General features: G+C 63.3%; 21 protein-coding genes. 8 read left to right on the plus strand and 13 right to left on the minus strand.

Annotated features, from left to right (window positions below):
- Nucleotides 1-10: 10 nt before the first annotated feature.
- From frc to sucD, 3 genes are all read left to right on the plus strand, one after another.
- The gene (frc, locus tag C7441_RS13040; RefSeq protein ID WP_109613226.1) at nucleotides 11-1,285 is read left to right on the plus strand and encodes a formyl-CoA transferase; all 1,275 of its coding nucleotides are present in this window, start codon (nucleotides 11-13) and stop codon (nucleotides 1,283-1,285) included.
- Nucleotides 1,286-1,395: 110 nt separating this feature from the next.
- Nucleotides 1,396-2,559: an ADP-forming succinate--CoA ligase subunit beta gene (sucC, locus tag C7441_RS13045; protein WP_109613264.1), complete on the plus strand. Its 1,164-nt coding sequence runs from the start codon at nucleotides 1,396-1,398 to the stop codon at nucleotides 2,557-2,559.
- An 11-nt stretch (nucleotides 2,560-2,570) separates the two neighbouring features.
- Complete coding sequence (gene sucD / locus C7441_RS13050) at nucleotides 2,571-3,452, plus strand: succinate--CoA ligase subunit alpha (protein WP_109613265.1); 882 nt, start codon at nucleotides 2,571-2,573, stop codon at nucleotides 3,450-3,452.
- Between the two features lie 338 nt (nucleotides 3,453-3,790).
- On the opposite strand, the gene C7441_RS13055 is transcribed toward sucD, so the two are convergent.
- Together C7441_RS13055 and C7441_RS13060 are read right to left on the minus strand one after the other, a co-directional pair.
- Nucleotides 3,791-4,564: a fumarylacetoacetate hydrolase family protein gene (locus C7441_RS13055; RefSeq protein ID WP_109613227.1), complete on the minus strand. Its 774-nt coding sequence runs from the start codon at nucleotides 4,562-4,564 to the stop codon at nucleotides 3,791-3,793.
- A gap of 23 nt (nucleotides 4,565-4,587) precedes the next feature.
- Complete coding sequence (locus tag C7441_RS13060; protein ID WP_109613228.1) at nucleotides 4,588-5,616, minus strand: 2-dehydropantoate 2-reductase; 1,029 nt, start codon at nucleotides 5,614-5,616, stop codon at nucleotides 4,588-4,590.
- A 237-nt stretch (nucleotides 5,617-5,853) separates the two neighbouring features.
- Here C7441_RS13060 and C7441_RS13065 point away from each other — a divergent pair, with 237 nt between their 5' ends.
- Nucleotides 5,854-6,120, plus strand: coding sequence for a hypothetical protein (locus C7441_RS13065; protein WP_019170981.1), 267 nt, complete (start codon nucleotides 5,854-5,856; stop codon nucleotides 6,118-6,120).
- Between the two features lie 71 nt (nucleotides 6,121-6,191).
- Here C7441_RS13065 and C7441_RS13070 read toward each other — a convergent pair whose 3' ends face one another.
- Nucleotides 6,192-7,112, minus strand: coding sequence for a LysR family transcriptional regulator (locus tag C7441_RS13070; protein WP_244916140.1), 921 nt, complete (start codon nucleotides 7,110-7,112; stop codon nucleotides 6,192-6,194).
- 162 nt (nucleotides 7,113-7,274) lie between these two features.
- On the opposite strand from C7441_RS13070, the gene C7441_RS13075 reads away from it, so the two are divergent.
- A complete protein-coding gene (locus C7441_RS13075; protein WP_109613230.1) occupies nucleotides 7,275-8,120 on the plus strand; it encodes a D-amino-acid transaminase in 846 nt (281 codons plus the stop codon).
- Nucleotides 8,121-8,190: 70 nt separating this feature from the next.
- Nucleotides 8,191-9,207: a DmpA family aminopeptidase gene (locus C7441_RS13080; protein WP_425326586.1), complete on the plus strand. Its 1,017-nt coding sequence runs from the start codon at nucleotides 8,191-8,193 to the stop codon at nucleotides 9,205-9,207.
- A 59-nt stretch (nucleotides 9,208-9,266) separates the two neighbouring features.
- On the opposite strand, the gene C7441_RS13085 is transcribed toward C7441_RS13080, so the two are convergent.
- From C7441_RS13085 to trhO, 10 genes are all read right to left on the minus strand, one after another.
- Nucleotides 9,267-9,677, minus strand: a complete 411-nt coding sequence (locus tag C7441_RS13085) for a RidA family protein (protein WP_019170985.1) — start codon at nucleotides 9,675-9,677, stop codon at nucleotides 9,267-9,269.
- A gap of 31 nt (nucleotides 9,678-9,708) precedes the next feature.
- The gene (locus tag C7441_RS13090; RefSeq protein ID WP_109613232.1) at nucleotides 9,709-10,395 is read right to left on the minus strand and encodes an ABC transporter ATP-binding protein; all 687 of its coding nucleotides are present in this window, start codon (nucleotides 10,393-10,395) and stop codon (nucleotides 9,709-9,711) included.
- On the minus strand, nucleotides 10,392-11,141 hold the full coding sequence (locus tag C7441_RS13095; protein WP_019170987.1) for an ABC transporter ATP-binding protein: 750 nt from the start codon (nucleotides 11,139-11,141) through the stop codon (nucleotides 10,392-10,394). Before C7441_RS13095 ends, C7441_RS13090 begins: the two co-directional genes overlap by 4 nt.
- Nucleotides 11,134-12,114: a branched-chain amino acid ABC transporter permease gene (locus C7441_RS13100; protein ID WP_109613266.1), complete on the minus strand. Its 981-nt coding sequence runs from the start codon at nucleotides 12,112-12,114 to the stop codon at nucleotides 11,134-11,136. The genes C7441_RS13095 and C7441_RS13100 overlap by 8 nt, the downstream gene beginning before the upstream one ends.
- Before the next feature lie 10 nt (nucleotides 12,115-12,124).
- A complete protein-coding gene (locus C7441_RS13105) occupies nucleotides 12,125-13,045 on the minus strand; it encodes a branched-chain amino acid ABC transporter permease (RefSeq protein ID WP_109613233.1) in 921 nt (306 codons plus the stop codon).
- A 201-nt stretch (nucleotides 13,046-13,246) separates the two neighbouring features.
- Nucleotides 13,247-14,389 carry an ABC transporter substrate-binding protein gene (locus tag C7441_RS13110; RefSeq protein ID WP_109613234.1) on the minus strand — a complete coding sequence of 381 codons (1,143 nt, stop codon included), beginning with the start codon at nucleotides 14,387-14,389 and terminating at the stop codon, nucleotides 13,247-13,249.
- A gap of 57 nt (nucleotides 14,390-14,446) precedes the next feature.
- Nucleotides 14,447-15,280 (minus strand): tryptophan 2,3-dioxygenase, encoded by an 834-nt coding sequence (gene kynA / locus C7441_RS13115; protein WP_026060149.1) that lies wholly within the window; start codon nucleotides 15,278-15,280, stop codon nucleotides 14,447-14,449.
- Between the two features lie 128 nt (nucleotides 15,281-15,408).
- A complete protein-coding gene (locus C7441_RS13120) occupies nucleotides 15,409-16,164 on the minus strand; it encodes an SDR family oxidoreductase (protein ID WP_109613235.1) in 756 nt (251 codons plus the stop codon).
- 187 nt (nucleotides 16,165-16,351) lie between these two features.
- Nucleotides 16,352-17,083 (minus strand): tellurite resistance TerB family protein, encoded by a 732-nt coding sequence (locus C7441_RS13125; protein ID WP_109613236.1) that lies wholly within the window; start codon nucleotides 17,081-17,083, stop codon nucleotides 16,352-16,354.
- A 150-nt stretch (nucleotides 17,084-17,233) separates the two neighbouring features.
- The gene (trhO, locus tag C7441_RS13130; RefSeq protein ID WP_109613237.1) at nucleotides 17,234-18,154 is read right to left on the minus strand and encodes an oxygen-dependent tRNA uridine(34) hydroxylase TrhO; all 921 of its coding nucleotides are present in this window, start codon (nucleotides 18,152-18,154) and stop codon (nucleotides 17,234-17,236) included.
- A gap of 175 nt (nucleotides 18,155-18,329) precedes the next feature.
- Between trhO and C7441_RS13135 the strand changes: the two genes are divergently transcribed.
- Both C7441_RS13135 and C7441_RS13140 read left to right on the plus strand, forming a co-directional pair.
- The gene (locus C7441_RS13135; protein WP_109613238.1) at nucleotides 18,330-19,082 is read left to right on the plus strand and encodes an N-acetylmuramidase family protein; all 753 of its coding nucleotides are present in this window, start codon (nucleotides 18,330-18,332) and stop codon (nucleotides 19,080-19,082) included.
- Between the two features lie 73 nt (nucleotides 19,083-19,155).
- Nucleotides 19,156-19,791, plus strand: a complete 636-nt coding sequence (locus C7441_RS13140) for a 2-dehydro-3-deoxy-phosphogluconate aldolase (protein ID WP_109613239.1) — start codon at nucleotides 19,156-19,158, stop codon at nucleotides 19,789-19,791.
- Nucleotides 19,792-19,926: the final 135 nt, after the last annotated feature.

The raw sequence follows: 19,926 nt of genomic DNA on the forward strand, positions 1-19,926 counted from the left end.
GAGAACACTCATGAAAGCGCTAGAAGGCGTCCGTATCCTCGATTTCACCCACGTCCAGTCAGGACCGACCTGCACGCAGTTGCTGGCCTGGTTCGGCGCTGACGTCATCAAGGTCGAGCGACCCGGCGTCGGTGACATCACGCGTGGCCAGCTCTGCGACGTGCCCAATGCCGACAGCCTCTATTTCACGATGCTGAACCACAACAAGCGGTCCATCACGCTCGACACCAAGAACAAGAGCGGCAAGGAGGTGCTTGAAGAGCTCATCCGCAAATGCGACGTGATGGTGGAGAACTTCGCCCCCGGCGCGCTCGACCGCATGGGCTTCACCTGGGAGCGCATCCAGGAACTGAACCCCGCTATGATCGTCGCTTCGATCAAGGGGTTCGGCCCCGGCCCGTATCAGGACTGCAAGGTCTATGAAAACGTCGCCCAGTGCACGGGTGGCGCGGCTTCCACCACCGGCTTCCTCGGCGAGCTGCCACTGGTCACCGGCGCGCAGATCGGCGATTCCGGCACCGGCCTGCACCTGTGCCTCGGCATCGTCACCGCCCTGTTCCAGCGCACAAAGACGGGCCGCGGCCAGAAGGTCTCGGCGGCCATGCAGGACGGCGTGCTGAATCTCTGCCGTGTCAAGCTGCGCGACCAGCAGCGTCTCGAGCACGGCCCGCTCAAGGAATACAGCCAGTTCGGCGAAGGCATTCCATTTGGTGATGCGGTGCCGCGCGCAGGCAACGATTCCGGCGGCGGCCAGCCAGGGCGCATCCTGAAGTGCAAGGGCTGGGAAACCGACCCCAACGCCTACATCTACTTCATCACCCAGGCTCCGGTGTGGGAGGCGATCTGCGACGTCATCGGCGAACCGGAATGGAAGACCCATCCCGACTACGCCAAGCCGGCCACACGCCTGCCGCGTCTGACCGAGATATTCGGGCGCATCGAGCAATGGACCATGACCAAGACCAAGTTCGAGGTCATGGACATCCTCAATGCGAAGGACATCCCCTGCGGGCCGATCCTGTCGATGAAGGAACTGGCCGAGGACCAGTCGTTGCGCGCCACCGGCACCATCGTCGAGGTCGATCACCCGGTGCGCGGCAAGTATCTGTCGGTCGGCAACCCGATCAAGCTCTCCGACAGCCCCACCGAGGTGATGCGTTCGCCGCTTCTGGGCGAGCACACGCAGGAAATCCTGCGCGATGTGCTCGGCTTTGACGACCGGCGCATCGACGAAATCGGTGCCAGCGGCGCGATCGGCGAAGTCGTTTCGATCGCTGCGGAATAAACCGCTCAAAAAGCTCCCGGCGGCGCCCCAACGGGCGCCGCCGTCACCCGATCCGATAGCAATTTTCGGCGGCCAGGCAGTAGCCGGCGCCTGCGAGGGAGGTGGCGACCATGAAGCTCCAGGAGTTTCAGGCCAAGGCGCAACTGGCTGGCTATGGCATAGCCGTGCCGAAGGGACAGGTGGCGTTGACCAGCGAGGACGCGCTTGCCACGGCCCGTGGCCTCGGTTCCAGCCACCTCGCGGTGAAGGCGCAGATCCAGGCCGGCGGCCGTGGATTGGCAGGCGGCGTTCGCCTGGTGGCCGGCGCGGAAGAAGCCGCGCAGGCCGCAGGCGCCCTTCTTGGCAGCAGGCTTGCCACCGCACAGACCGGGCCGCAGGGCCGGCAGGTCAGGCAGGTTCTGGTCGAGGAAGCGATCCAGTCCTCACGCAATCTCTATCTGTCGCTTTCGATCGACGCTGTCACCGGCGAGGTCGTCGTGCTGGCCGGGGCCGAAGGCAGCGACAATATCGAAGACAGGCTTTTGCGCGGGGAAGCGCGGCTGGAAAGCCTGCCGTTGGGCGCAGGCCGGGAACTGGATCGCAAGCAGGCACTCGAGCTGGCCATGCGCATCGGACTGGGCGCGGAGCTTGCGCACCGCTTCGCGGACTTGCTCGAACGGCTGCGTCGCGCCTTCACCGAACTCGACGCCACCCTGATCGAAATCAACCCCCTCGCCGTCACGGCGCGCGACGAGTTCGTCGCGCTGGACGCCAAGATCATCCTCGATGACAACGCACTGTTCCGCCACCCCGACCTTGCCGCCCTTGCCGACGAGGATGGCGACGAGATCGAGATCGTCGCGCAGCGGCGCAACCTGAACTATGTGCGCATGGACGGCAATGTCGGTCTTGTCGTCAACGGCGCAGGCCTTGGCCTCGCCACCCTCGACATGGTGCGCGCCGCCAACGGCCGGCCTGCCAATTTCATGGATATACGCACCACCGCCACCAGCCTGGACGTGGCCTTCGGCTTCACGCTCCTGCTCAACAACCCGGCGGTGCGTTCCATTCTGGTGAACGTGCATGGCGGCGGAATGCAGCCATGCGACATCATCGCCGACGGGCTCGGGGTGGCCATGCGGCGCACCGGCCGCTCCTGCCCCACAGTCGTGCGGTTGGACGGCAACAATGCCGAATATGCCCGTTTCCGCTTCGACAATTTCGGCTGCAAGGTGATCGACTGTCCCGACATGTGGACGGCCGCCACCCGCGCCGTTGCCGCCGCGAACGCCTGAGGGAGGACATCATGGCGATCCTCGTCGACCACAATACCCGCGTGATCTGCCAAGGCATGACCGGCTGGGCCGGCACCCATTATTCGGCGGCGATGATGGAATATGGCACCAATGTCGTCGGTGGCGTACGTCTGGGCAAAGGCGGCAGTCACCACCTCAACCTGCCCGTATTCGACACCGTGGCCGAGGCCATAACCGTGACCGGCGCAAATGCCAGCATGATCTTCGTGCCGCCGCCAACGGCAGCCGACGCGATGATCGAAGCGATCGAGGCCGAAATGCCTCTGGTCGTGGCGCTGACCGAACGCGTGCCGGTGCAGGACATGCTGCGCGTGCGCGACTGCCTGAAAGGCAGCCGCACCGTGCTTGTCGGCCCCAATTCGCAGGGCATCCTGGCGCCTGGCCTGTGCAAGATCGGCGTGATGGCGACCGGCAGCGAGCGTAAGGGCGAAATCGGCGTCATCTCGCGCTCTGCTTCGCTGACCAGTGAGGTGACGGCGCAGTTGAGCCGCGCCGGCCTTGGCCAGTCCACCACGGTAGGCATCGGCGGCGACGCCATCCATGGCCTTTCCATGCGCGACTGTTTCGAGCTTTTCCTGCGCGACCCCGACACCGGGGGCGTGGTGGTGATCGGCGAGATCGGCGGCGCCGAGGAGCAGGAACTGGCCGAATTCGTCGCCGAGACCCGACCGGACATCCCGGTCGTGGCACTGGTCGTCGGCCGCCACGCTCCCGCCGAGCGGCGCATGGGCCATGCCGGCGCCTTCCAGAAGGGCGTTGGCGATGCGCAAAGCAAGATCGACGCGCTTGCCGCGGCCGGAGCCATTATTGCCTCCAGTCCGCATCTGGTCGGCGAGACGATGCGTAAGGCGCTGCAACTCAAGGCCGCCTGATCCAGCTTCCAGCGTCGTTTCAGGGAAAGCATGATCCCGAAAGGTTTTTGACTTTTCGGGATCTTTCTTCAGGAACAAAAGCCGGAAGATGATGACGATCCATGGAAACGTCATCTCCATTCAGGTGAAAGCCGCTTCCATCCAGCCCTGAGCCGCCTCAGAGTCCGACGACGTTTTCCGATCGTCACCAGGGTTTAAGCATGATCTTTTTCCGAAAATCGGCGCCCGGTTTTGCAGGCGCGATCCTTCGGTTTGGGCTCATGCTCTGTCTTCAGGCAAAACAGCCGCTCCTTAACGGGAACGGCTGCTTTGCATTTGGGAGGATGCGGGGACAGGGATTACTGGACAAAAGTGTTGGACAGCGTACCGATGCCGTCGATCACCACTTCGACCGTGTTGGTCGCGTCCTTGATCGAGCCGACGCCCAGGGACGTACCGCAGCAGATGAGATCGCCCGGCAGCAGGGTCATGTCGCGCGACAATGCGCTAACCAGCCTCGCGGGCGGAAAGATCATGTCATCGAGCCGGTAGTTCTGCCGTTCGGCACCGTTGAGGATCGTGCGCACACTGAGCGCGTTGGGATCGATACCGGTGGCAATCGCCGGGCCGAACGGGCAAAAGCCGTCGAAGCTCTTGGCCCGCGCCCATTGGGCAAAGGTCTTGTCGCGGTTGATGATGTCCCCGGCGGTGAGATCGTTGACGCAGGTATATCCGAAGATCGCTTCCGCCGCCTCTTCTTCCGAAGCGTTGGCGACGGGTCGCCCGATGACGATACCGAGTTCGCCCTCATAAACCACGCGCTCCTCATAGGAGGCTGGCCGGCGGATCGTGGCGCCGGGGGCCGCCACGCTGGAAATCGCCTTGAGCAGATAAAGCGGCTCGGGCGGCTCCGGCACGTTCAGCTTGGCCGCCAGTTCATGGAAATTGTTCCACAGCGCAATCACCTTGGACGGTCGCGAGGGCGACAGGATTTCGACCGCGTCGAGTGGCCTGCGTGTTCCGGTCGGCTCGGGCGCGTCGAACATCGAACCGCGATGCACGATGATTTCCTGGCCGTCGAGCTGGCCGAAGTGCTCTTCCTCATTGTCCAGAAAGCGTACCCAATGCTGCATCTTGTCTCTCCCCTTCGCTGCCATCAGGATGCCGTCGCCGGCTCGGCCGGCGTGGCCTGAGCGGTTTCGGGGAATGTCGGATAAAGCCCGCGCACCCGCGCCATCTGCTGGGCCAACGCCAGCACGCTGTCGATGAAGGGCGTGTCGATGTCTGCAAGCCGGCCCATTTCCTGCACCGCCGTCAGCAGCGCATCGAGCTCGATCGGACGGCCCTTGTCGACGTCCTGCAGCATCGAGGTGCGATGCGCGCCGACACCTGCCGCGCCGTTGATGCGCCGCTCGACATCCACACGGAAGGTCGCGCCGAACTTTTCGGCGATCGCCTGCGCCTCGATCATCATGTTGCGCGCCAGTCCCCGCGTTCCCGGCTCGGTGGCGATCACGTCCAGCGTCGCGCCGGTCAGTGCCGAGATCGGGTTGAAGCAGAGATTGCCCCAAAGCTTGATCCAGATATCGTTGCGGATGTCGTCGTAGAAGCGCGTCTTCAGGCCGCCTGCGTCGAGGGCCGCCGCCAGCTTGCGCAGCCGCTCGCTTTCGCTGCGGTCCGGTTCGCCCAGCCCAAACTGGTTGCCATAGATGTGCTTGACCACACCCGGCTCGATGATTTCGGTTGCCGGATAGACGGTCGCGCCGATGATGCGCTGCGGCCCGATGATATTCCACTGACGATTGCCGGGATCGACGCTTTGCAGCCGGTGATCGGCAAGAGAGGCGTCCAGTCCGTAGAAATACCACCAGGGCACGCCGTTCTGCGCCGTCACCACGGCGGTGTCCTTGCCCAGAAGCGGAACCATGTTTTCCGCCGATTCCCAGGCCTGGTGCGCCTTCAGCGCCACGATCACATAATCCTGCTCGCCCAGTTCGCGCGGATCGTTCGTCGCCGGCATGCGCTCGACGATTTCCTCCTCGCCCATGAGGAGCTTGAGTCCGTTCTCCTGAATGGCCTTCAAATGCGGTCCGCGCGCCACCAGCGAGACATCGACCCCGCCGCGTTTGAGCATGACCGCCATAAAGCCGCCGATCGCGCCTGCGCCATAAATGCAGATCTTCATCGTTTCCTCCCTGGCAGTCGTTGATTTATCCGTTGTTGGTATACATAATTCCAGAAAGTCTTCCGCTGTCAATCCCCGCTTCCAACGCTTGCCTGCGACGACTGCGCGCAGGACCGGCATCCGATCCCGTACTTTGCGGTCGTCATCGTACATCGCATCATGTCATCGCAGGAAAATACAAGTGGACTATTGTACCGCCAGCGAAGCTGCTGTTAACTTCGATCGATGGAGGGTCAGATGCGGGATCTCTTCCTCAGATCGGGAATTTATTCTCCGGTTGATCTGGCGGTGCTCGACACAGCGCTCAAGATCGCGGTGCGGGAGCTTTCCGCGACCGAAAAAGCAGAAATCGAAGATATAGCCTTACAACTTCTGGCGGCTTACGAGGCCGGTTTCCGCAGCCCCGGAGCGCTGGTGCGCGCGGTGATCCGGCAGCGCAGGCAGGCGCGACCGGAGGCAATGGGGCACCCCGACCCTCGCATTCGTCCACCCCGTCCACACTGAGCCATCCGACGGCCAATGTCGCCATAGGTCGCCGGCAAACCGCGGCTCTCAGGATGGTTGCACGGCGCGCCCTATAGCGGCCTGCCTTCGAGATCGTCACGCACCGCCTGCCAGAAATCATCCACGATGGCACGGCCTTGAGCGGCGTGCCGATAGATGCGCACCTCCACTTCGATATCCCATGAACGATCGTCGGATGCGCGCACCAGTGTGCCGGTATCGAGTTCCTCGCGGATCAATCCTTCGGGCAGCCAGGTCACGCCCCAGCCGGCAAGCGCCATGCTCTTAAGCCCGATCGAGATCGTGTTTTCATGCACCACCTTGCGCTGAAAGCGCGGGCGGCTCGCGAACAGTTTCGTCAATGCGAGCCCAAAAAAGGAAAAATCGCCGTAATCGAGATAAGGTAAAGGCGTTCCCTCGCCTATGGCGTGATCGAGCAACGGCCCCTCGGGCGCCGGGCTGCTTACCGGCAGCAGACGCTCGGTGCCGAGCACCAGATGCGGAAAGCTTGTGCTTTCCAGAAGGAACGGCACAGACGAATGCGCATAGGTGAGCAGGAAATCCGCCTCGTCTTCCACCAGCGTGCCGATATTTTCTTCGATACCGCCCTTGTCCGGGCTCATCCGCGTGCGCACATCGCCGAAACGCCGGCGCATGCGCTTCAGCCACTCGGGAAAGAACACGACCGTCAGCGTGTGCAGCGCCGAGAAGGTGACAACCGGTTCCTGCACGCCTTTCAGCGGCTGCAACGCCTCACGCGTGGCGTAGAAATTGCGGATAGTCTCCCGCGCCACCGGCAGGAAGGCCCTGCCCTCCTTCGTCAGTTCCGCCGGAAACGTGGCGCGGCTGACGAGCGTGACCCCAAGCCAGGCTTCGAGTTGCTTGATGCGTCGGCTGAACGCCGATTGCGTGATGCGCCGCTCCTCCGCGGCTCTGGAAAAGCTCAGTGTTGTTGCCAAACAGGTGAAATCCTCGAGCCATTTCAGTTCCACGGAATGTCCTCCATGCGCTTCTCGCCCGATCTGTTTCTGTCTGTGCGCTTCCCTGCCGCCAATGTCATGCAAAATCTGCATGAGCCTTGGAAAACAATGCATTGGACGAGATCGGGACGATCTCCTAGCGTCCGCCGTCAGCATTTTTCAAAGGCGAGAGTTGTGAGCAGGACCATCTACATCAACGGCGAATATGTCGCGGAAGAGGAGGCCAGGGTTTCCGTGTTCGACCGTGGCTTTCTCTTTGGCGACGGGATTTATGAAGTTACGGCCGTTATCGACGGCAAGCTGATCGACAACGACCTCCATCTCGCGCGCCTCGAACGCTCGCTGAAGGAAATCTCCATTCCGATGCCTCTGCCGGTCGACGAGATTGTCAAGGTCCAGCAGGAACTGCGCGACCGCAACGGGCTCACCGAGGGCGTCATCTACCTTCAAGTCACGCGCGGCGAGGCCGACCGCGACTTCGGCTATGGCGAGGACATGAAGCCGAACTTCATTGCCTTCACCCAGAACAAGAACCTCGTGAACGCCAATTCGGTGAAGAACGGCGTGGCCGTGGATATCGTGCCGGACAATCGCTGGGCGCGTCGCGACATCAAGACCGTCATGCTGCTCGGCCAGGTTCTGGCCAAGAAGGCAGTCAAGGCCAACGGCTTCCACGAAGCATGGCTGGTGGAAGACGGCTTCGTGACCGAAGGCGCCTCGTCCACCGCTTTCATCCTCACCGGCGACAATGTCATCGTCACCCGGCCCAATTCGCACGCTGTGCTGCCGGGCTGCACACGACGGGCGGTGATGAAAATCATCGAGGAAGAAAATCTCACGCTTGAGGAGCGGCTGTTCACGGTAGAAGAAGCGGCCGCCGCGCAGGAGGCTTTTCTGACCAGCGCGTCGAGCCTCGTCACGCCCGTCATCCGGATCGGCGACCGCACCATCGGCGACGGCAAGCCCGGGCCGATCACCCGCCGCCTGCAAGGCATCTATCTCGATCTGGCGCGCGCCTAGACATAGTGGCTTTTCGCGGCAGGGTTGGATAATCCTGCCGCATTCACGGGAACGGATCGGGGTTGTAGCGGTGAACGCACGGGATTTGGGTATCGTCTGCGGAATTCTTCCCACTGGCGAAAAGAATGCGATCACCGATGTGCCCAGCGTGCGCGTCGGCCATCACACGATCCGCGAGGGCGACATCAACACCGGCGTTACCGCCGTGCGGCCGCATGCCGGAAACCCCTACCGCAACAAGGTGCTGGCCGCGAGCGACGTGATCAACGGCTTCGGCAAGAGCACGGGGGTTGTGCAGATCGACGAACTCGGCACGCTGGAAACGCCGATCCTGCTCACCAACACTTTCGGCGTCGGCACCTGCGCCAACGCGCTGATCCGCGAGGCAATCGCCGCCAATCCCGACATCGGCCGCCAGACCGCAACCGTGAACCCCGTTGTGTGTGAGTGCAATGACGGGCCACTGAACGATATTCAAGCTATGGCCGTCACCGAGGAACATGCGCGGCAGGCGCTGGCGAACGCACACGATGGCGCGGTCGAACAGGGCAATGTCGGCGCTGGCACGGGCATGACCTGCTTCGGCTTCAAGGGCGGCATAGGTTCATCCTCGCGCCAGCTGGAACTCGATGGCCAGACCTTCCATCTGGGCACGCTGGTGCTTTCCAATTTCGGCCGCGCCGGCGATCTCGTGCTGCCGGACGGCCGTCGCCCCTCTCCGAAGTCCGCCAGGGAGGCGGAAAAGGGCTCGGTCATCATCATCCTCGCGACCGACATCCCGCTGGAGCATCGCCAGTTGAAACGTGTCACGCGCCGTTGCGGCGCCGGGCTCGCGCGGCTGGGCGCCTTCTGGGGTCATGGCAGCGGCGACATCGCCATCGGCTTCACCACCGGTACGACCATCGACCACGACGAGAAGAGCGATCTCATCTCGATGCGAGCGCTGAACGAGAACCGCATCGACAAGCTGTTCCGCGCCGCCACCGAAGCCACGCAGGAAGCCGTGCTGAACTCCATGTGCGCGGCGGAAGCCATGCGCGGCCGTGCCGGAAATTTCCGACCTTCGCTGGCCGACTGGCTGCGCTGAAAAGAGGAGCGGCGGGACATGCCCGCCGCGAATGCCGTTTTGCAAATGTCAGGCGTCAATCAGCGCGGCAGCACCGCCGTCGCCTCGATCTCGACCTTGGCATCATCTTCCATCAGCGCCACGACCTGCACCATCGCCATCGCCGGGAAATGCTTGCCCAGAACCTCGCGGTAAGCTGCGCCGATCTCGCGCACATTGGCGAGATAGTCCTGCTTGTCGATGATGTACCAGGTGAGCTTGACGATATGCTCCGGACGGCCACCGGCTTCCTTCAAGACGTCGACGATGTTCTGAAGCGTCTGCCGTGTCTGGCCCACCAGACCCTTCTCCTCGAACACCTGATCGCCATTCCAGCCGATCTGTCCGCCGAGATAGACGACGCGGCCGTCCGCAAGCATGCCATTTGCATAGCCCTTGGCCGCTTTCCAGTTCGCCGGATGCAGCACTTCATGGATGGATTCGGTGGTCATGGGGTCGTCTCCAATTCTACGATTTCCAGCGTCAGACGCCGAGATAACGGTCCTGCAGTTCGGCCGTCAGCATTGCCGGAGCGCCGGAAAAGACCGTGCGCCCCTTTTCCAGAACGAAGCAGCGGTCGGCGACCGGCATCAGTTCGGCCAGTGTCTTGTCCACGACAAGGATCGACTGCCCCTCTGCCTTGAGGCGGCGTATCGCCGCCCAGATATCCTGCCGGATGACCGGCGCCAAACCCTCGGTGGCCTCATCAAGGATAAGCAGCTTCGGGTTGGTCATCAGCGCGCGGCCGACGGCCAGCATCTGCTGTTCACCGCCCGACAGCGTGTTGGCATACTGGTCGCGGCGCTCCGCCAGCCGAGGGAACAGGTCGTTGACGCGCGCGAGCGTCCAGACGCCGGGCCGTGCGGCGGCGACGAGGTTTTCCTGAACGGTGAGGTTGGGAAAGCAGCGGCGGCCTTCCGGAACCAGTCCGATGCCGAGGCGGGCGATGCGATGCGGCTGCATGCCCGTAACCTCCCTGTCCCCCAGACGAATGGTGCCGGCCCGCGGCCGCATCAATCCGAGGATGGAACGGATGGTGGTGGTCTTGCCCATGCCGTTGCGGCCCATGAGCGCCACGACCTCGCCTTGTTCCACGGCAAGCTCGACCCCGAACAGCGCCTGCGAAGCGCCATAAAAGCTTTCCAGCCCGCCAATCTCAAGAAGGCTCATGCCGTTTCTCCGAGATAGGCACGACGCACGTCCGGATGGCTGCGGATTTCGTCCACCGTGCCGCTGGCGATGATACGGCCATAAACCAGCACGGAGATGCGGTCAGCCAGAGCGAATACGGCATCCATGTCATGCTCGACCAGCAGGATCGGCGCTTCCTGCCGCAAGCCGTCGAGGAATGCAGTGAGCGCGCGCGATCCTTCCGGCCCCATGCCGGCCATCGGCTCGTCCAGCAGGAAGGTTTTGGGACCAAGCGCCAGCGCGATGGCGATTTCGAGCTGGCGGCGCTCGCCATGTGACAGTTCGGCCGCCGGCACATGTGCGCGTGGGGCAAGCCCGGTGCGCTCCAGGGCGGCCATAGCGGGTTCGGTCAGCGAGCGGTCGCGCATCACGCCCTTCAGGAAGCGGAAGCTCGACGCCTGCCGCGACTGCACGGCCAGCATGACATTGCGCAGCGCCGAAAACTCAAGCGCCAGCGACGAAATCTGGAAGCTGCGGCCAAGGCCCATCCGCGCCCGCGCTGCCACGCCGAGTTCGCCGACATCCTGTCCAAGAAAACGGATGCTGCCGCTGTCCGGCCGAAGCGAACCGGCGATCTGGTGGATCAGCGTGGATTTGCCGGCACCATTGGGGCCGATCAGCGCATGGATTTCGCCGGGCCTGAGATCAAGGCTTACGCCATCGGTCGCCTTCAGCGCGCCAAAAGTCTTGCGCAGGTCACGGATGGAAAGGACGGGCTCAGCCATGGCGCACCTTTCCTGCAAGGACACCGACCAGACCGCCACGCGCGAACAGCACCACACCGAGCAGGATAAGGCCGAGGAAGAACTGCCACCGCTCGGTGATGCCGCCGAGGACGAATTCGATCATGACGAACAGCATGGCGCCCGCCACCGGTCCGAACAGCCGCCCCGTGCCGCCGAGGATGACCAGCACGATAAGCTCGCCCGACATCTGCCACGACAGCATGGATGGGCTGACGAAACGGTTGAGGTCGGCGTAGAGCGCGCCGGCAAGCCCGGTGATGGCCGCCGAAATCACGAAGGCCGCAAGCCGCACCGGAAAGGGCGCGATGCCGACGGCCGCAAGCCGCGTCGCATTCTGCCGGCTGGCCAGAAGTGCTGCGCCGAAGCGGGAATCGCGCAGCACCGCAAAGACCAGTAGGGCAACCAGCAGCAGCCCGTAGCAGACAGCGAACAGGCTGAGCGGGTTGGCCGTATTAAGGCCCGGAAACGTGTTGCGCGACAGGATCGACAGTCCGTCCTCGCCGCCATAAGCCGGCCAGGACATGGCGAAATAGTAGATCATCTGCGCGAACGCGAGCGTGATCATGATGAAATAGACGCCCGAGGTGCGCAGGCTGATCGCGCCGATGGGCAGCGCCACCAACGCGCTGACCAGCATTGCGAACAGCCAGACCACCGGCATCCGGTCGCTGCCCATGAACGCGAACGGCGTCGAGAAGATCGGCTCCTGGTTGAATGCGTGGCTGGCAAGAATGCCGGCCACATAACCGCCGATGCCGAAGAAAGCGGCGTGGCCGAAGGAAACCAGCCCGCCGAGCCCAAGCGCGACATTGAGCCCGACAGCCGCAAGCGCCAGCACGGCCATACGCGTGGCAAGCGTTATGTAGAATGGCTCGCCCATCGCCGAGGCCACCAGCGGAAACGCCAGAAGCACGGCAACGAGAAAGAGGCCGATTGCGGTTTCGCGTGTCATGCCGACCCCATCACGCATTGGCCGAGAACAGGCCGCGTGGCCGGAAGGCGAGGATGAAGGCCATGACCACATAGATCAGCATGGAAGCAATCGCCGCGCCCATCGTGGTGCCCTGCGACGGTCCCATGAAAGCGACGAACAGTTTCGGCAGCAGGAAACGGCCGAGTGTGTCGACCAGTCCCACCAGTATCGCGCCGATCAGAGCGCCCTTGATGGAGCCGATGCCGCCAATGACGATGACGACGAAGGCCAGGATCAGCACCGGCTCGCCCATGCCCACCTGCACGGATTGCAGCGCGCCGACCAGCGCCCCGGCAAGCCCGGCGAGGGCTGCGCCCAGGGCAAAAACGACGGTGTAGAGCGTGCGGATGTCAACGCCAAGCGCGCCGATCATCTCGCGGTCGGACTCACCGGCACGGATACGCATACCGAGCCGCGTCTTGGAAATCAGCATATAGAGGCCGGCGGCCACGACGATGCCCACGCCGATGATGGCCAGACGATAGAGCGGATAGCGCGCGCCGCCGGGCAGTTCCACCGCGCCCGACAACGCCGAAGGAATGTCGAGATAGAGCGGGAAGGAGCCGAACAGCCAGCGCGTGCCTTCCGAAAAGATCAGGATGAGCGCGAAGGTCGCAAGCACCTGGTCGAGATGGTCGCGCTCGTAGAGCCTGCGGATCACCACGATCTCCACCAGCGCCCCCGCCGCAGCAGCCGCCGCGAGGCTGGCGGCAAGGCCGAGCCAGAAGGAACCGGTGGCGGCCGCAACGGCCGCGCAGGCGAAGGCGCCGACCATGTAGAGCGAGCCATGCGCCAGATTGATGAGGCCCATGACGCCGAAAATCAGCGTCAGTCCGGCCGCCATCAGGAACAGCATGACGCCGAACTGCAGCCCGTTGAGAAGTTGCTCGATCAGGAGCGCGGTGGACAAGGGTCAGGTTTCCATCGGTCGGGTGGAAGCGAAATTGCTTCGCTTTCTTGATTTATTCGCCCTCTCCGTCCCGCTGCGCTCGACACCTTCTTCCCCACTTCGCAGGGGCGAGGAAACGCAGCGGCGCGCCTGGCTCGCTATAACTGGGAGAGCCAGGCCGAGACGGAGAGGGGTAAGATATTCAGGAGCCAGCGCCCCTCCTTACATCTTGCAGTCCTTGGCGTAAGCGTCCTCATGGTCGGTGAAGCTGGTGGCCACGATCTTGTTGGTCAGCACGTCGCCTTCCTTGATGACCTCGCGGACGTAGATGTCCTGGATCGGATGGTTGTTCGTGTTGAACTTGAACTTGCCGCGCACAGAATCGAATTGCGCTTCCTTCAGCGCCGCGCGGAAGGCATCGGCATCCTTCACACTGGCCTTGGCAGCGGCCGCGACCAGCAGGTTGGCGGTGTCATAGCCCTGCGCGGCATAGAGCGACGGCAGGCGGCCATATTCGGCCTGGAACCCTTCCACGAACCTTTTGTTGGCCGCGTTGTCGAGGTCCTTCGACCAGTGCGAGGAGTTCTTCACGCCGAGCGCGGCATCGCCGATGGCGCCCAGAACGTCCTGGTCGAAGGAGAAGCCGGGGCCCATCACCGGCGTTTCGACGCCGGACTGCGCATACTGCTTCATGAAGGCGATGCCCATGCCGCCGGGCAGGAAGAAGAACACGGCATCGGCGCCGGAATCGCGGATCTGCGCGATCTCGGCGGCGTAGTCGGTCTGGCCGACCTTGGTGTAGACCTCGCCGGACAGGTCACCCTTGTAGTAGCGCTTGAAACCGGTGAGCGAATCCGTGCCGGCCGGATAGTTCGGTGCCATGATGAACACCTTCTTGTAGCCGGCGGTGTTGGCGTAGTTGCCCATCGCCTCGTGCAGATTGTCGTTCTGGTAGGCGACGTTGAAATAATTCTTGTCGCACTTCTCGCCCGCCAGCGCCGAAGGGCCGGCATTGGTGGAGAGGTAGAACTTGCCCTGCGCAACCGCGTTCGGCACCACGGCCATGGCCAGATTCGACCAGATGATACCGGTCAGCACATCGACCTTGTCGCTCTGGATCATCTTGTCGGCGATCTGCACGGCCAGCTCGGGCTTCTGCGCGTCGTCCTCGGTGACGACTTCGATGTCCTTGGCATCGGCCTGCTTGAGCGCCAGCATGAAACCGTCGCGCACGTCGACGCCGAGACCCGCGCCACCGCCCGAAAGCGTGGTGATCATGCCCACCTTCATCGGATCGGCATGGGCGACGAGCCCTGACACCGCCAGCGACAGGCCAAGCACACTTGCTGTGAGAATTCTTCTCATGACTGTTTTTCCTCCCATTGTTCCTTGGAACCGGCCCACGTCGCGAACCGCCCCCCGCTATAGTTCGGTACGAACTTTCCAGAGTTCCGGAAACAGTTCAACCTCCAGCATCTTGCGCAGATAGGAAACACCGGAAGTTCCGCCGGTGCCGCGCTTCAGCCCGATGATGCGCTCCACGGTGGTGACGTGGTTGAAGCGCCAGCGCCGGAAATAATCTTCGAAATCGACCAGTTTCTCGGCCAGTTCATAGAGCGCCCAATAACGGCCCGGCTCGCGATAGATGTCGCGCCATGCGGCCAGCACCTGCTCGTTTTCCGGCCGCGCGCCACGCCAGTCCGTGCGTTCGGCCTCCGCACCGACATCGAAGCCATTGCGCGCAAGCAGCCGGATCGCCTCATCATAGAGGCTCGGACTTGCCAGAATGTCCTCCAGCGCGCTGAGGATCTCGGGCCGATGCGCATGCGGCTTCAGCATGGCGAGGTTGCGGTTTCCGGCCAGGAACTCGATGGCGCGATACTGGTAGGACTGGAAGCCGGACGACTGGCCGAGCGCGCCGCGAAACTGGGTGTACTCGCTGGGCGTCATGGTGCGCAGCACGTCCCAGGCATTGTTGAGCTGCTCGAAGATGCGCGCCACGCGCGTCAGCATCTTGAAGGCGGGTCGCAAATCGTCGCCGCGGATCGCCGAGATGGCGGAGCGGATTTCGTGGATCGCCAGCTTCATCCAGAGCTCGGAGGTCTGATGCTGGATGATGAACAAGAGTTCGTCATGCGCCGTCGAAAGCGGCTCCTGCGCATCCAGCACCTTCTCGAGGTGGAGGTAGTCGCCATAGGACATGCGCCCGCGAAATTCCATCTGGGCGCCTTGAGCCGGGTTCTCAGCCTCTGCCATGCGATATATCCCTGCCGGAAGATCCGGCTGTTCCCTCATTATCCGAAAGAGGATCGCACTCCCTTAGCTACATTTCAAGCATGAAATTTTATGATTAAAACATCTCGCTTTACTCGGCAGCCACCACGTCAACCCCGGCCGACATAGGGCATCTTGGTCGCCATCACGGTCATGAACAAGACATTGGCATCGAGCGGCAGTCCGGCCATGTAGAGCACCGCCTCGGCCACGCGCTCGACGTCCATCACCGCCTCGGGCGCGATGGTGCCGTTGGCCTGCGGCACGCCCTGGGTCATCGGTACGGCCATCTCGGTAAGCGCATTGCCGATGTCGATCTGCCCGCAGGCGATGTCGAAGGGCCGCCCATCCAGCGCCAGCGTCTTGGTCAGGCCGGTAATGGCGTGCTTGGTCGCGGTATAGGGTACGGAACCCGGCCGCGGCGCATAGGCGGAAACGGACCCGTTGTTGATGATGCGCCCGCCCTGCGGGTTCTGCCGGCGCATGGCGCCGAAGGCGGCGCGGGCACACAGGAAGGAGCCGGTGAGATTGACGTCGATCACCTCGTTCCAGACCTCGACCGGGATTTCGTCGATCAGCGTCGACTTGTAACCCATGCCGGCATTGTTGAAGAGCAGGTCGACCCGGCCGAATGCCTTCTCCACGTCGGCAAACAGCGCCTCCACCTCATCCGCCTTCGAAATATCGCAGGCAAGCGAGAGCGCCTTCGCCTCGGTGGGGCCCACGGCGGCAATGGCGTCGTCCAGCAGATTCTTTCGGCGCCCCACGAATACCGTGTTCCAGCCTGCCTTGAGCAGCGCCGCCGCCACCGCCTTGCCGATACCGGTCCCCGCACCGGTCACTACCGCCGTCTTGCCGTTTGCCATTCCTGAACCTCCGTTTGGAATGAAGGCATGGCAAATGAGGCTTGATGAGGCAAGTCGCGGAAAGGAAGCGGCACACAAAAAGGGCGGTCATTGGCGACCGCCCTAATCTGGATCACACTTGGGAGGAGAAGAGCGGATCCGATAGCTAGAATCCTGCGCTTCAAAGGTTAATGAAACCTTAACGGCCTCAGGCGCTGGCCGCGGAGGGCTCGATCACCATCGGCGTCTTTACGGAAGAAACGGTGGCTTCTATGTGATCGACCAGCGCATCGGGCAATTTGAGCCGGCCAGCCAGCATATCGAGAAAGCCGCGCTCGGCGCGCGTGTCAGGCTCGATGGTCAGCCGCGCGGCCGTGTAAAGCTCCATCTTCTGCGCATCCGTGTGAGCGGCCGCCACCAGCGCATCCAGATCCGTCGGGCGTGAAAGCTCGCCGATCAGGAAGCTCTCAGCCTCGCTGCCGACTTCCGCCTCGCCCAGCTTTTGCGCGATCCGGCCGCGCTCCTCCTCATCGACATGGCCGTCGGCCTTGGCCGCCGCGATCATGGTGCGCACCAGAGCAAGCGCGAATTCATTCTCGCCTTGCGGCGCCTGCGAAGGATGGAAGCTGGTATCGGCCGGCGGCGGCAGCAATTCCGGCTCGGCTGCCGTCTGCGCTGCGGGCTTTGCACCTCCCTGATAGCCCTGATAGGCTTTGTAGGCAAGGCCGGCGATCGCGGCGAGGCCGCCGAGCTTTACGGCAGAGCCGGTGACCTTCCGCCCCGCGCCTGTGCCAAGCAACACCGCCATCAGCGCACCGGTGGCCAGCGGATTGTCCTTGGCAAGCTGCACTGCCTGGCCAGCCGCACCGCGCACCGTCGATTTCGTGCCTGGCACATTGGAGCCAAGCAGATCGTCAAGCAGCTTCTTGGGGTCGAGCATACAGTCCTCCACTCAATAGGCCCACGGTCACGCAGGCGGGTTCGGTGCCCGTGAGGTAGGCGGCGCATCGCGACATTACAATGACGAGCCGGCCATTTCTGCCGTAATCGAGACGGATGTCCCGTTTCGGAGCCGACAAAATCGCCCGTGTCAGCTTCCGATGTGGGTCGTGCCGCGTCGTGCGGCAAGCTCCACCTGGCGCTGGCGCTCGGCATAGCGGGCGCGATCCCCGTCGCTGCGAAGTTCATGGCAATGGGGGCAGGAAACGCCCTCGCTGAACTGCGGCGAGGCTCGTTCCTCGGGCGTGAGCGGATGCCGGCAGGCCCGGCACAATGTCGTTTCGCCCTGCTCCAGCCCATGCGAAACCGCGACGCGCTCGTCGAAGACGAAACACTCGCCTTCCCAAAGGCTGTCTTCGGCAGGCACGTCCTCGAGATATTTCAAGATGCCGCCCTTGAGGTGAAACACATCCTCGATGCCGAGCGACTTCACATAGGCCGTCGCCTTTTCGCAGCGGATGCCGCCGGTGCAGAACATCGCCACCTTGCGGCCCTGCAATTCATCGCGATGCTCTTCCACCCATTGCGGGAACTCGCGAAAGCTGCTGGTTTTCGGATCGACCGCACCGCGGAACGTGCCGATCGCCACTTCATAGTCGTTGCGCGTATCGACAATGATGGTGTCCGGGTCGGCGATCAGCGCGTTCCAGTCCTGCGCCGCGACATAGGCGCCGGTGCCTTCCAGCGGATCGATGCCCTCGACGCCCATCGTCACGATTTCGCGCTTCAGCCGCACCTTCATGCGGTGGAACGGCATTTCGGCCGCGTGGCTGTACTTCACTTCCAGCCCGGTGAATTCGGGAACGGCTTCCAGCCAACCGATCAACTCGGCAATCGCCTCGTCGCTGCCGGCCACCGTGCCGTTGATACCTTCGCGGGCAAGAAGCAGCGTGCCCTTGATGCCGTGCGAGCAGCAAAAGGCGGCCAATGGCGCGCGCAGTTCCTCGAATGCTTCAAGCCGGCAGAACCGGTAGAGCGCGGCAACTCGGAAATCATTTCTGGACGGGGTCATCGGCAGCGGCAGTAACGCCTGACGGCCCAGGTTTCAAGGCATGTTGGAAAAGCCTTCTGCCGCAAGGGGTTGCGAACAGCAAATCCGTGAAGCCCGATGCCATTTTCCGCCGTTTTATCCCCTGCCTGCCGCAGCCCCTCACAATCGGCGCATCAGAAAGGGAGACTGCCGCATCATGTTCGACAAAAAAACCATCAACGAAATCATGGCCGCCGCACGAGAGCTGAGCCTCGATCCCGCAGGGTTGCTCGCCATTGCCGAGATCGAAAGCGGCGGAAGAGCGTTTGCGCGGTTGGACGGGCGCGACGAACCGCTGATCCGCTTCGAGGGGCACTATTTCGACCGGCGACTTTCCGCCGAGAAACAGGCCAGAGCCCGTGCGCTCGGGCTTTCGGCCCCTACGGCTGGCGCGGTGGTCAACCCGCGCACGCAAGAGGCGCGCTGGCGAATGCTGGCGCGCGCCGAGAAAATCGACCGAAAGGCGGCCTATGAATCCGTTTCCTGGGGCATCGGCCAGGTCATGGGCGCACATTGGGTTTGGCTGGGTTATGCTGATGTCGAGGCGCTGGCGGCGCAGGCGCGCAGCGGCATTGCTGGACAGGTGCGGCTGATGGCGCGCTATATCGACAAGGCCGGCCTCGCCCCCGCTTTGCGCGCGCACGACTGGGCTGCATTCGCCCGCGGCTACAACGGCCCCGGCTATCGCGCGAGCGGTTATCACACCAAACTCGCCGTCGCTTATGAGCGCTATCGCGCGCTCTTGCCGACGCTGGCCGCAACCGCCGCCACCTCGCAAAGCCCGGCAGGGGAAAGCGAAGCGTCCATGCGCGAAACGTCGCCTACCGTGGCTCTTCCCGGAAGATCGCCGCAGCCACGCCGCCCGGCCGGCTTCTGGGGGCGGATGAAAGAGCTGCTCGCAAGATCGTGACGCAATGGTTTGGTGACTTGCCGCGCATCGTTTGCTAAATCGGTTGAAATCTTTCCGAACGCAGAGAGACGCGATGTCCAGCAAGACTGAAAAGCTCCTTTCCCTCCTCGACGGACAGCCGGTCATCCCGGTCCTGAAAATCGAGGAGGCCGCCCATGCGGTGCCGCTCGCGCGCGCCCTGGCAAAAGGTGGCTTGCGGGTCATCGAAATCACCCTGCGAACGGGCGTGGCGCTGGAATCCATCCGCCGCGTCATCGGCGAGGTCGAGGATGCTGTGGTCGGCGCAGGCACGATCCTGGATGCCCGACAGTTCGAGGAGGCGGCGCACGCCGGCTCGAAATTCATCGTCAGTCCCGGCGTGACACGCGAATTGCTGGCGGCGGCGGGTGACAGCCCCGTGCCGCTCCTGCCCGGCGCGATCACGCCCGGCGAGATCATGATGGCGCGCGAAGCCGGGCTCGATTTCCTGAAATTCTTTCCGGCCGAGCAGGCCGGCGGCGCGGCCTTCCTGAAAGCGCTGGCTTCGCCCTTTGCGGGCATACGCTTTTGCCCGACGGGCGGCATCACCACCGCAAATGCGCGCGACTATCTCGGCCTGCCCAACGTGATCTGCGTCGGCGGCTCCTGGGTCGCGCCGGATGCAATGGTCAAGGCCGGTGACTGGGCCGGCATTGAAAAGCTCGCTCGCGAAGCAGCCGGGATGAAATAGCAGGCCGACAGATTATCGGCAGAGGCGATGCACCGGCATCGCCCCGCCTCTCCGTTCATGTGGAGTGTAAACGAGCCAGGCGCATGAATGCGTGATAGGCGCGCTATCCGCTTCAGCGGGCGAAAACGGCGACAA

The sequence above is a fragment of the Pseudaminobacter salicylatoxidans genome, assembly GCF_003148475.1.
GTDB lineage: Bacteria > Pseudomonadota > Alphaproteobacteria > Rhizobiales > Rhizobiaceae > Pseudaminobacter > Pseudaminobacter salicylatoxidans.

Coding starts and splice junctions, on each gene's coding strand:
- frc (WP_109613226.1), top strand. CDS start 11: ATGAAAGCGCTAGAAGGCGTCCGTATCCTCGATTTCACCCACGTCCAG.
- sucC (WP_109613264.1), top strand. CDS start 1,396: ATGAAGCTCCAGGAGTTTCAGGCCAAGGCGCAACTGGCTGGCTATGGC.
- sucD (WP_109613265.1), top strand. CDS start 2,571: ATGGCGATCCTCGTCGACCACAATACCCGCGTGATCTGCCAAGGCATG.
- C7441_RS13055 (WP_109613227.1), bottom strand. CDS start 4,564: ATGCAGCATTGGGTACGCTTTCTGGACAATGAGGAAGAGCACTTCGGC.
- C7441_RS13060 (WP_109613228.1), bottom strand. CDS start 5,616: ATGAAGATCTGCATTTATGGCGCAGGCGCGATCGGCGGCTTTATGGCG.
- C7441_RS13065 (WP_019170981.1), top strand. CDS start 5,854: ATGCGGGATCTCTTCCTCAGATCGGGAATTTATTCTCCGGTTGATCTG.
- C7441_RS13085 (WP_019170985.1), bottom strand. CDS start 9,677: ATGACCACCGAATCCATCCATGAAGTGCTGCATCCGGCGAACTGGAAA.
- C7441_RS13090 (WP_109613232.1), bottom strand. CDS start 10,395: ATGAGCCTTCTTGAGATTGGCGGGCTGGAAAGCTTTTATGGCGCTTCG.
- C7441_RS13095 (WP_019170987.1), bottom strand. CDS start 11,141: ATGGCTGAGCCCGTCCTTTCCATCCGTGACCTGCGCAAGACTTTTGGC.
- C7441_RS13100 (WP_109613266.1), bottom strand. CDS start 12,114: ATGACACGCGAAACCGCAATCGGCCTCTTTCTCGTTGCCGTGCTTCTG.
- C7441_RS13110 (WP_109613234.1), bottom strand. CDS start 14,389: ATGAGAAGAATTCTCACAGCAAGTGTGCTTGGCCTGTCGCTGGCGGTG.
- kynA (WP_026060149.1), bottom strand. CDS start 15,280: ATGGCAGAGGCTGAGAACCCGGCTCAAGGCGCCCAGATGGAATTTCGC.
- C7441_RS13120 (WP_109613235.1), bottom strand. CDS start 16,164: ATGGCAAACGGCAAGACGGCGGTAGTGACCGGTGCGGGGACCGGTATC.
- C7441_RS13125 (WP_109613236.1), bottom strand. CDS start 17,083: ATGCTCGACCCCAAGAAGCTGCTTGACGATCTGCTTGGCTCCAATGTG.
- trhO (WP_109613237.1), bottom strand. CDS start 18,154: ATGACCCCGTCCAGAAATGATTTCCGAGTTGCCGCGCTCTACCGGTTC.
- C7441_RS13135 (WP_109613238.1), top strand. CDS start 18,330: ATGTTCGACAAAAAAACCATCAACGAAATCATGGCCGCCGCACGAGAG.
- C7441_RS13140 (WP_109613239.1), top strand. CDS start 19,156: ATGTCCAGCAAGACTGAAAAGCTCCTTTCCCTCCTCGACGGACAGCCG.